Here is a 10,372-nt window from a genome sequence, read left to right as displayed (position 1 = left end):
GCTTGGCGCAGATGTGCCTGCGGTGGCGCCTCGGGCGACTGCAGCTGGCTCGCCAGCCAGGCGCCCATCGCGGCATCGCCGCAGCCGACGGTGTCCGCCACCGGCACGGCAAAGGCCGGCTGCGCGATACGCGCATCGTCTTGCCCGCCGTGCGCCGCTGCCAGCCATTCCATGCCCTCCGCCCCGAGCGTGAGCAGGATGTCGGCTTGCGGCGCGAGGGCGCGCAGCGTGGTCAGCGGATCGGCATCGCCGGGAAACAGGTGGCGCAAGTCTTCATCCGACACCTTGATGACCGATGCGATGGCGGCCATGCGCAGCAGCAGTGGCGCGTAGTGCGGTGCGTCCATCGCCGTGCGCCAGTTCGGGTCGAAGGTGATGCGGGTACCTTGCGCGGCCAGCGTTTCGGCCAGCGCCACGAGGCGGCTGCCCAACGGCTCGCGCGCCAGGCTGATGCAGCCGAAGTGGGCGATCTCCACGGCGGTTTGCCAGCCGGCGGGCAGGGCTTGCGCATCGAAATGCAGGTCGGCGCTGTCATCGCCCACGAAGAAATAGTGCGGCGGCTGGGTCGACGTGACCATCGCCAGCAAGGGCGAGCGATCCACGCGCTGCAGATAGCGCAGGTCGAGCCCGGCGGCCTGGGAATCGGCGAAGAGCGCGTCGCCGAACACGTCGTTGCTGATGGCGCCCGCGTAACCCGTGGGCACGCCCAAGCGCGCCGCCACGCGCGCCACGTTCCAGCATGCGCCGCCTGGCCGGGCGAGCCATTGGCCGTTGCCTTGGTGCAGGAAATCGGTCAACGCTTCGCCAAAGACGACGAGGCGGGGCAAGGGCAGGGCGTCGGTCATGCAGGCAAGGGGAGATCGGAAGTTTGGGCAGAAGGCGCGACTGGCAGCGGCGAAGCGCGCCGATACAGCGCACGGAATGTCGACAGCCGTTCGGCAAGGCGCGCGTGGCGTGCGGCATCGGGCCGATACGTGGCTTGCACGGGCGGCTTGGCGCAGACGGCCGCTTCGATGCCGCCATCGGCCATCCAGCCCAGGCGCGCGGCACCGAGCGCGCCGCCGGCTTCGCTGCCGACATGGGTCGTCAGTTCGGTGTTGAGCGTGTCAGCCAGCAATTGCGCCCAGAACGGGCTGCGCGAGCCGCCGCCCACAAACGAGAGCGAGGCCACCTGCGTGCCGGCTGCGCGCAAGGCGTCCAGCCCATCCGCCATGCCAAAGGCGACGCCTTCGAGCACGGCGTAACCGAGCGCGGCGCGGTCGCTGGCATGCGTGAGGTTGTGAAAATGCCCTTGCGCAAACGCATCGTTGTGCGGCGTGCGCTCGCCGCTGAGGTAGGGCAGGAAGAACGGCGCTGACTGGCGTTCGGATTCAGCCAGCGCAGCAATTTCAGGCAGCAGCGTGGCTTCCGGCACGCTCGTCAGCCGGCAGAACCAACGCAGGCAGCTCGCGGCGGACAGCATCACGCTCATCTGGTGCCAGCGCCCCGGCAGCGCGTGGCAGAACGCGTGCACGGCTTGAGCTGGGTTTGGGCGGAAGCGGTCATTGACGACAAAGATCACGCCCGACGTGCCGAGCGACAGAAAGCCATCGCCCGGCTGGGTCGCGCCGATGCCCACGGCGCTGGCCGCGCCATCGCCACCGCCGCCAGCGACGACGACGCCGCGCGCCAGGCCCCATGCATCGGCCACCTCGGCAGCAAGGTGCCGCTGGGCGCGCTGCCTTCCACCAGGCGCGGCATCTGGCTGCGTGACAGGCCCGTCGCGGCGAGCAGTTCGTCAGACCAGGTGCGTCGTGCCACGTCGAGCCACAGCGTGCCGCCCGCATCCGACGGGTCGGACGCGCGTTCACCTGTCAGGCGCAGGCGCAGGTAGTCCTTGGGCAGCAGCACGCAATCGATGGCGTTGAACACGTCGCGTTCATGACGTGCGCTCCACAGCAGCTTTGGCGCGGTAAAACCCGGCATCGCCAGGTTGCCGGCAACGGCGTGCAGGTCGGGCACGCGGCGGGTGAGTTCAAGGCATTCAGCGGTGCTGCGCGTGTCATTCCACAGCATGGCAGGACGCAGCACGCGGTTGCGCGCGTCGAGCAGCACCGCGCCGTGCATCTGGCCCGACAGGCCGATGGCGCGGGTGGCGGCGAAGGCTTGGGGCGCCGCATCGCGCAGTTTGCCGATGGCGGCGCTGGTGGCCTGCCACCAGTCTTCGGGCTCTTGCTCGGCCCAACCCGGATGCGGCCGCGATACGGTGAGCGGCTCGCCAGCCGTGCCGACGATGGTGCCCGCCGCGTCCAGCAACAGCACTTTGACTCCCGAGGTTCCGAGATCGATGCCGAGGTACATGAGGCCGCCGGGTCCGGTTGCTTGAACCGTGGATTGTCGCGCGAATCCGCCGTTGCGTTTGCTGATGACTAGCCGGCAGTGGCGGCTTGTTCGACTGCCAGCCACGCCCGCACACGCGCGACGGCGTTGCGGACGAGCGCCGTGAGCGCTTCCGTGCCCGCAAGGCTGCCCCACAGGGCAGTGTTCCGGCAGTACACGGCAACCGGGTCGTCGGCCTCCAGCATGGCGTGCGCGGCAACCGGATCGAACTGGCCATCCTGGTAGGCATACGGCAGCGTGCCCGCTTGCCAGCGCTCCAGGAAGACGAAGAACAGCGCCGGCAGCATCGCCGTGGCAAGGGGCACATGCCCGCGCGCAAAGGACTCCGCTAACGTGGGCGTGATGAAGCCGGGAATCTTCGAAAAGCCGTCTGCCGCCACGCGCTGGTTGGTGTCACGGATGTGCGGATTGGCGAAACGGTCGAGCACGGTGTCGCGGTAGGCGGCCAGGTCGATGGGGCAGGGCTGGTTGGCCGTGAGACACGGGATGACATCGTCGGTCACATAGGCGCTCGCCATGCGGTGGATGGACGGCACGGCCACGCTTTCATCGATGGTGTGCAGCCCGAGGAGCGTGCCGGCCCACGCGATGCAGCTATGGCTGGCGTTGAGCACGCGGATCTTCGCTTCCTCGTACGGCAGCACCGAGGCGACGAAGTCCACGCCCACGCGTTCGAGCGCGGGCCGCCCGGCGCGGAAGTCGTCTTCTACCACCCATTGCGCAAAGGTTTCGGCCATCACGGGGCAGCGGTCTGGCCAGCCGGTTTGTGCGGCCACGCGTTGGCGCAAGGCGTCGGTGGGGCGCGGCGTGATGCGGTCGACCATCGTGTTGGGCGTGCTGGCGTGCGCGTCCAGCCATGCGATGAGGTCGCTGTCGCCGGGCTCGCCCCGCAGCGTGAGGAACTGGCGGAGGCCGCTTCGGAAGCGCTCGCCGTTGTGGCGCAGGTTGTCGCAATTGAGCAGCGTGAGCGGAGCGTCGCCGCGCTGCCAACGCAGGCGCAGCAGGCGCGCCAGTGCGCCGTAGAGCGTGCAGGCACTGCCGCGCAGGTCGGCCGCGATGTCCGGCTGCGTGGCGTCGAGCTGGTGCTGCTGGTCGAGGTAGTAGCCGCCTTCCGTCACGGTGAACGAGATCACGCGCGTGTCGGGTGCCGCGCCGATCTCGCACAGTGCCGCAAGTTCGGCATCCCACGGCACGACCGCATCAATCGATTGGATGCGCGTGTATTGGCGACGACCGGCGGTGTCGACCGTCTCCAGTGTGTAGGCGCCGTGCTGGGCAGCGAGGTCATGCAGCAGCGTGCCGGCATCGTCGCGGATATTGGCAAGCGCCAGGCGCCACGATGTGTCGCCGGTCTCGCGAAGGCGATGCAGATACCACGCCTGGTGCGCGCGGTGGAAAGAGCCGGCACCCAGGTGCAGCCAGGTGGAAGAAGCGTTGGGGGAAGGCATGGTCGGGGCGTGCAACGTTGCGGTGTGAAACTCAGGCGGCCTGTTGGGACTGTTGGGCTTGCAGGCGCGGCAGCGCGCGGCCTTCGGCGTCGAACAGATGGCAGTGCGCGGCGTCGGCAGACAACGTGATGGCGCTGCCGTGCGCGAGCCGGGTCGATTCCGGCACGCGCAGCACAAGGCCGTCGGGTGCGGCTTCGCAGTCGGCATGCAGATAAGCCACGTCGCCCAGGGACTCGATATGCGTGACGGTGCCCCGCAGGGTGCCCGCCGCGTCGAGATGCAGATGCTCCGGGCGGATGCCGAGCGTGACGGCATCCCCCGCGCGCAGCTCGCCCGGGGACACGGCCACCGGCTGTTGGCCGCCCCCGAGCGCCACGGAGACGCCCGACGCATCGGCACGATCGACGACGCCACGCAGGAAGTTCATCTTGGGCGAGCCGATGAAGCCGGCCACAAACTGGCTGGCCGGATGGTGATACAGCGTCTGCGGAGAGCCGACCTGTTCGATGCGTCCGTCACGCAGCACGACGATCTTGTCGGCCAGCGTCATGGCTTCCACCTGATCGTGCGTGACGTAGATCATGGTGGTCTTCAGTGCGTCGTGCAGGCGGGCAAACTCCAGGCGCATCTTCACGCGCAGCGCGGCATCGAGGTTGGAGAGCGGCTCGTCAAACAGGAAGACCTTGGGCTCGCGGGTGATGGCACGGCCGATGGCCACGCGCTGGCGTTGGCCGCCGGAGAGCTGGCGCGGCTTGCGATCGAGCAACGCGTCGATGTGCAGCACTTCGGCAGCGCGGCGTACGGCAGCGTCGATGGCTTCGCGCTTCATGCCCGAGAGCTTCAGCCCGAAGGCCATGTTGTCGTACACGCTCATGTGCGGGTATAGCGCGTACGACTGGAACACCATTGCAATGCCGCGCTTGGCGGGTACCACGTCGTTCACGCGCGTATCGCCGATCAGCAGATCGCCGCCATCGATGCCCTCCAGGCCTGCAATCGTGCGCAGCAATGTCGACTTGCCGCAGCCCGATGGGCCGACGAAGACGACGAATTCGCCATCGGCAATGTCGAGGTTGATGTCGTGCAGGACGGTGTTCTGCTCGTAACGCTTCTGCAGATTGCGCAGGGTCAGGCTGGCCATGGCGAGGTCTCCTTGGGCGTGTTCTGTGTGCGGATCAGGCGGGCGTGGCAAGGGTCGACGTCAGCGCGTCGGCCAGTGCCCGCATGTCGGTAAATACGTGGCGCGCGCCCGCTGCGAGCAGGCGCTGTGTGGCAACTGCCGGCACATGTGCCACGCCGGCAAAGCCGAATACGGTCAGGCCGGCGGCTCGGGCGGCGCGCACGCCGGTGTCGCTGTCTTCAATGACGAGGCATTGCGCGGGGCTGGCGCCCAGGCCCGCGCAGGCGGCGAGATACACATCCGGTGCCGGCTTGGGCCGCGGTGTTTCGTAGGCGCTATAGATGTGGGGGCCAAATACGTCGAGCAGGCCTGCTCTGCGCAGGCTTGCTTCAATGCGCGGGCGGCTGCTGTTGCTGGCGACGGCCTTGGGCTGCGGCAGCGTGGCAAGCAGGTTGGCAATGCCGGGCACGGGCTGCGATTGCGTGGCGCAGTCGTGTTCGACATCGGCCAGCACGCCGGCCAGTTGCGTGTCGGACAGATGAAAGCCTATGCTGCTCTGCAGCTCCGTCAGCAGCGCCATCGTGTTCATGCCCAGGCGCGGCTCGAGCACTTCTTCCAGCGCGGCGGATGAGAGATGCGGCACGTGCGGACCGAGCGTGCGGATCAGCGCGCGCAGCGCCACCGATTCGCTGTCGATCAGCACGCCGTCGCAATCGCAGATCAGGTAGGCGGGCGGGCGCGCGTTGGCATATTCGTTGGCATGTGGCGTCATTTCACGGCCCCGAACGTCAGGCCGCGCACGAGTTGCCGTTGTGCCAGCCAGCCCAGCACGAGGATCGGCGCAATGGCCAGGACCGAGGCCGCAGACAGCTTCGCCCAGAACAGCCCCTCGGGGTTCGAGTACGACGCGATGAAGACGGTGAGCGGCGCGGCATCGATGCTCGTCAGGTTCAGGCTCCAGAAGGCTTCGTTCCACGACAGGATCAGCAGGAGCAGCGCGGTAGAGGCGAGCCCCGGCAGCATCGTCGGCAGCAGCACGTAGACGAGTTCCTGCCAGAGGTTGGCGCCGTCCATGCGCGCGGCCTCCAGAATCTCGCGCGGCACGTCGTTGCAGTAGGTGAAGACCATCCACACGGCAATCGGCAGGTTGGCGAGCGTGTAGACGATGACGAGCGCGGTGATGGAATCCAGCAGCCCCGCCGTTTTTGCCAGCAGGTACACCGGCAGCAGCACGCCCACGGCCGGCATCATCTTCGTCGACAGCATCCACAGCAGCACCTGCTGCGTGCGCTTGTTCGGGAAGAACGCCATCGCATAGCCCGCCGGAATGGCAATCGCCAGGGCCAGCAACGTGGAGATGATCGATACCGCCAGCGAGTTGCCGAGGAAGCTCGGGTAGTGCGCGCGCTCCAGCACCTCGCGGAAGCTGTCGAGCGTCGGCGTGAACAGGAGCGTGGGCGTATAGGCGTCCTGCTCGGTCTTGAAGGCGGTCACCGCCGCCCAGGCGATGGGGAAGAACAGCGCCAGGGCAATCGCCCACGCCAGCACACCGGCCAGCCGCGTGCGCCAGGTTGAGGTGAGGGTGCTCATTGCTCGTGCACTCCCTTCAGGTTGCGGGCCAGCATGCGGACGAGGAAGAACGCCACCACGTTTGCCAGCACCACGGCCACGATGCCGCCGGCCGACGCAATGCCGATGTCGAACTGCTGCAGGCCGAGGCTGTAGACGAAGTAGGCGAGGTTGGTCGTGGCTGTGCCGGGGCCGCCCGCGGTGGTGGTGTGGATCTCGGCAAAGATCGAGAGCAGGAAGATGGTTTCGATCATCACCACCACGGCAATCGCGCGCTTCAGGTGCGGTAGGACGATGTGCCAGAAGATGCGCACGGGGCTCGCGCCGTCGAGCTGCGCGGCTTCCTTCTGCTCGGGGTCGAGCGATTGCAGCGCCGTCAGCAGGATCAGGAAGGCAAACGGCGTCCACTGCCACGCCACGATGATGATCACGGAAAGCATCGGATGCGTCGCCAGCCAGTCCACCGGCTCGGCCCCGAACAGCCGCGCCACCCAGGCGGCCAGGCCGTACACGGGGTGCAGCATCATGTTCTTCCAGATGAGCGCGGCCACCGTCGGCATGACAAAGAACGGGCTGATGACAAGGATGCGTGCCACGCCGCGCCCCGCAAACGGCTGGTCGAACAGCACCGCCAGCAGCGTGCCGGCCACGACGCTGATCACCAGCACCGAGCCGATCAGCACCAGCGTGTTGCCGATGGCCGGCCAGAAGGCTGGGTCTTCGATGAGGAAGCGGTAGTTGTCGAGCCCCGCCAGGCCGGTCTGATCGGGGTTGAGCAGGTTGTAGCGGCTGACGGAGAAATACAGCGTCATCGCCAGCGGCACCGTCATCCACAACAGCAGCACCAGCACCGACGGCGACACCAGCAGCGTCGGCAGCCAGCGCCGCGCGCCGTTTTGTGGTTGTACGGGCTGGGCGGGTGACGGCGTGCCGCCCATGCCGTTCACCCGCGACTCCAATACATGTTCCATGACACCTCCGGGCGCAGCCGCGGCTGCATCACTTCAGATAGCCGCCTTGGCGCATCGCACGCTGTGCCTGCGATTGCGAGACACGCAGCGCGTCGTCCACGGTCGTCTTGCCCGTGAGCGCGCCGGCGATTGCCTGGCCGACCACCGTGCCCAGCGACTGGAACTCCGGAATCGTCACGAACTGCACGCCGGTGTAGGGCACTTTCTGTGCGGACGGATCGTTCGGGTTGGCCGTTTCGATGGCGTGGCGCACGAAGCCCGAGAACGGCGCGGCTTTCTGGTAGGCCGGGTCGTCATACGTCGATGCGCGCGTGCCCGGCGGCACCTCGCCCCAGCCCTGCGCCTTGGCCACGGCGCGGATGTAGTCCTTCGATGTCGCCCAGGCCGCGAACGTCTTGGCAGCCTCCGGCGATTTCGACGACTTCGGCACCGCGAGCGCCCAGATCCACAGCCAGTGCGAGCCCTTCGGTGTGCTCGCGACGGGCGCATTCGCAAAGCCCACCTTGTCGGCCACCTTGGAATCCTTCGCGCTGCTGACCATGCCGGCCGCGACGGTGGCGTCGATCCACATGCCGCACTTGCCGCCCGAAAACAGCACGAGGTTTTCGTTGAAGCCGTTGCTGCTTGCACCGGGCGGGCCGTATTTCTTCAGCAGGTCGACATATGTGTTGACCGCCTGTTTCCACTGCGGCGTATCGATGGTCGGCTGCCATTTCTCGTCGAACCAGCGGCCGCCGAACGTGTTGACCATCGTCGACACTAGCGCCATGTTTTCGCCCCAGCCCGCACGGCCGCGCAAGCAGATGCCGTACACCCCTTTGGCCGGGTCGTGGAGCTTGGCGGCGAACTTGGCGATGTCGTCATACGTCGGTTGCTCGGGCATCTTCAGGCCCGCTGCGCTGAACAGATCGCGCCGGTAGTACGTCATCGAGCTTTCGGCATAGAAGGGCACGGCGAAGAGCTTGCCGCCCTGCGACAGACCATCGCGCACCGTCGGCAACAGATCGGCCATGTCGTAGCTGGCGGGCATGTCCAGCGGCGTGAGCCAGCCCTTCTTGGCCCACAGCGGCGCTTCGTAGCCGCCGATCGTCATCAGGTCGAACTGGCCGCTGCCGGTGGCGATGTCGGTGGTCACGCGCTGACGCAGCACGCCTTCTTCCAGCGTGACCCAGCGCAGTTTGATATCGGGATGCGCCTGCTCGAACTGGCTCGACAGTTTCTGCAGCACGATCATGTCTGGGTTGTTGATCGTGGCGATGGTGAGCGTGGTGGGCGCGGCGTGCGCGGAAATGGCGGTGAAGGCCGGGAGGGCAGCGAAGGCGGTCAGCTTGAGTAGCCGGGATGGGCGGGCCATCCCGCGCAGAAGCGTGCGGAACATGCAGTCGTCTCCTTTCTTGGAATGTGGCGATGCGGGCGCACCGCCTGGACTTGCTTCGAGGTTTGAGCAATTGTCCGTGTTGTGAGCAAATAATCGGATGCGATGTTGCGCTTGTCAAGCAAATGCTCGTTGAAAGGGCAAAAGCACGCTACGATGCATCCCATATCGCCGAGGTACTAGAGGAGGCGCTGCGTGTCCAAGCAGCAAGAGAAACGAGACCAGGCCGCCCGCGCGGCGTGGCTCTATTACGTGGGCAACCACACGCAACATGACATCGCCGAGCAGTTGGGCGTGTCGCGCCAGATCGCCCAGCGGCTGGTCGCCTATGCGGTGGAGCATGGGCTGGTGAAGGTGCGGGTGACGCACCCGGTGTCGGCGTGTCTGGAGCTCGCCGAGAGCCTGCGCAGCCGTTTCCGGCTGGAAACCTGCCACGTGGTGCCGGCCAATGCCGACAATGCCGACGCCGCCCAGCGCATGATTGCCGTGGCCGCCGCGGAAATCATGGAGCGCCACCTGCTGGCCGACGCGCCGCGCGTGGTGAACGTCGGCTCGGGCCGCACGCTGCGCGCCGCGATCGACCAACTGCCCGACCTTGACCGGCCGCAACACCGCATCGTCTCGATGGTCGGGGCGATTGCGGCGGATGGGTCCTCCAACCGCTACGACGTTGCGCTCGCCGCGGCGGAGAAAACCCGCAGCCGCTACTACCTGCTGCCCGCGCCGCTCGTTGCCGACAGCGCCGAAGACACGCGGCAGTGGTGCCACCACCGGCTCTACGGCGTGGTGGCCGATCTGGCGGCGCAGGCGGATGTCACCTTCATCGGTGTCGGCACGATCGGGCCGGGTTGCCCATTGCAGGTCGATGGTTTCATCAGCGAGAAGGATGTGGACGATCTGCTCGCCCACGGCGCGGCGGGCGAGCTGATCGGCCGGCCGATCGACGCCCAGGGCCGCTTGCTGGAGGTGCCCTTGCAGACCCGCATCACCAGCTTGCCGCTCAAGCCGATGCCGTCTCGCCCTGTCATCGCCATTGCTGGCGGCATGGCCAAGGCGGGCGCGATCGGGGCGGCCTTGCGGGGCGGCTGGCTGACCGGTCTTGTGACCGACGAAGCCTGCGCGCAGCGCATCCTGGCTGCCATTAACTGATTCACCACACCGAAGATACGATGCTCGAACTCCGCCCGACCTGCGAACACTGCAACACCGCACTGCCGCCCGACACGACGCACGCGCGCATCTGCTCATTCGAATGCACGTTCTGCGCGACGTGCGCGGACGGCGTGTTCGGCAATGTCTGCCCGAACTGCGGCGGCGGCTTTACGGCGCGGCCGATCCGCCCGTCGAAGGATTGGAAGAACGGCAACTTCCTGGGCAAGTATCCGGCCAGTACGACGGTCAAGCATCGCCGGGCGGATTTGGCCGCGCATGCCGAACTGGCGGCGGCCGTTGGATCGACACCGCCAGCAAAGCGCTAACGGAATAGCGCTGACCGAATAGCGAAAACGCG

General features: G+C 67.2%; 9 protein-coding genes and 1 pseudogene. 2 read left to right on the top strand and 8 right to left on the bottom strand.

Annotated features, from left to right (window positions below):
- The 8 genes and pseudogenes from FUT88_RS21870 to FUT88_RS21835 form a co-directional block, all read right to left on the bottom strand.
- Nucleotides 1–845: carbohydrate kinase family protein (locus tag FUT88_RS21870; protein WP_147218333.1), on the bottom strand; the 845-nt coding region annotated here is incomplete at its 3' end.
- Nucleotides 842–2,340, bottom strand: a pseudogene (gene xylB, locus FUT88_RS21865) (xylulokinase). The gene FUT88_RS21870 and the pseudogene xylB, both read right to left, overlap by 4 nt.
- Before the next feature lie 68 nt (nt 2,341–2,408).
- Nucleotides 2,409–3,827 (bottom strand): D-arabinitol 4-dehydrogenase, encoded by a 1,419-nt coding sequence (gene dalD, locus FUT88_RS21860; RefSeq protein ID WP_147218331.1) that lies wholly within the window; start codon nt 3,825–3,827, stop codon nt 2,409–2,411.
- A 31-nt stretch (nt 3,828–3,858) separates the two neighbouring features.
- A complete protein-coding gene (locus tag FUT88_RS21855; protein ID WP_147218329.1) occupies nt 3,859–4,968 on the bottom strand; it encodes an ABC transporter ATP-binding protein in 1,110 nt (369 codons plus the stop codon).
- A gap of 34 nt (nt 4,969–5,002) precedes the next feature.
- Nucleotides 5,003–5,719 (bottom strand): HAD family hydrolase, encoded by a 717-nt coding sequence (locus FUT88_RS21850; protein WP_147218327.1) that lies wholly within the window; start codon nt 5,717–5,719, stop codon nt 5,003–5,005.
- Complete coding sequence (locus FUT88_RS21845; protein WP_147218326.1) at nt 5,716–6,537, bottom strand: carbohydrate ABC transporter permease; 822 nt, start codon at nt 6,535–6,537, stop codon at nt 5,716–5,718. Before FUT88_RS21845 ends, FUT88_RS21850 begins: the two co-directional genes overlap by 4 nt.
- Complete coding sequence (locus FUT88_RS21840) at nt 6,534–7,487, bottom strand: carbohydrate ABC transporter permease (protein ID WP_410003894.1); 954 nt, start codon at nt 7,485–7,487, stop codon at nt 6,534–6,536. Before FUT88_RS21840 ends, FUT88_RS21845 begins: the two co-directional genes overlap by 4 nt.
- 28 nt (nt 7,488–7,515) lie before the next feature.
- The gene (locus FUT88_RS21835; RefSeq protein WP_410003895.1) at nt 7,516–8,841 is read right to left on the bottom strand and encodes an ABC transporter substrate-binding protein; all 1,326 of its coding nucleotides are present in this window, start codon (nt 8,839–8,841) and stop codon (nt 7,516–7,518) included.
- 216 nt (nt 8,842–9,057) lie between these two features.
- Here FUT88_RS21835 and FUT88_RS21830 point away from each other — a divergent pair, with 216 nt between their 5' ends.
- Both FUT88_RS21830 and FUT88_RS21825 read left to right on the top strand, forming a co-directional pair.
- Entirely contained in the window at nt 9,058–10,011 is a 954-nt protein-coding gene (locus FUT88_RS21830; protein ID WP_147218322.1) for a sugar-binding transcriptional regulator, read from the top strand.
- A gap of 20 nt (nt 10,012–10,031) precedes the next feature.
- Entirely contained in the window at nt 10,032–10,340 is a 309-nt protein-coding gene (locus FUT88_RS21825; protein ID WP_147218320.1) for a DUF1272 domain-containing protein, read from the top strand.
- Nucleotides 10,341–10,372: the final 32 nt, after the last annotated feature.

Source organism: Ralstonia sp. TCR112, from assembly GCF_007997035.1.
Taxonomy (GTDB): domain Bacteria; phylum Pseudomonadota; class Gammaproteobacteria; order Burkholderiales; family Burkholderiaceae; genus Ralstonia; species Ralstonia edaphi.
This window is presented reverse-complemented; position numbering and strand designations above follow the sequence as displayed.

Excerpts from the sequence above, each read along its gene's own strand:
- FUT88_RS21850 (WP_147218327.1), bottom strand. The coding sequence starts at position 5,719 with ATGACGCCACATGCCAACGAATATGCCAACGCGCGCCCGCCCGCCTAC.
- FUT88_RS21840 (WP_410003894.1), bottom strand. The coding sequence starts at position 7,487 with ATGGAACATGTATTGGAGTCGCGGGTGAACGGCATGGGCGGCACGCCG.
- FUT88_RS21825 (WP_147218320.1), top strand. The coding sequence starts at position 10,032 with ATGCTCGAACTCCGCCCGACCTGCGAACACTGCAACACCGCACTGCCG.
- FUT88_RS21845 (WP_147218326.1), bottom strand. The coding sequence starts at position 6,537 with ATGAGCACCCTCACCTCAACCTGGCGCACGCGGCTGGCCGGTGTGCTG.
- FUT88_RS21835 (WP_410003895.1), bottom strand. The coding sequence starts at position 8,841 with ATGGCCCGCCCATCCCGGCTACTCAAGCTGACCGCCTTCGCTGCCCTC.
- dalD (WP_147218331.1), bottom strand. The coding sequence starts at position 3,827 with ATGCCTTCCCCCAACGCTTCTTCCACCTGGCTGCACCTGGGTGCCGGC.
- FUT88_RS21855 (WP_147218329.1), bottom strand. The coding sequence starts at position 4,968 with ATGGCCAGCCTGACCCTGCGCAATCTGCAGAAGCGTTACGAGCAGAAC.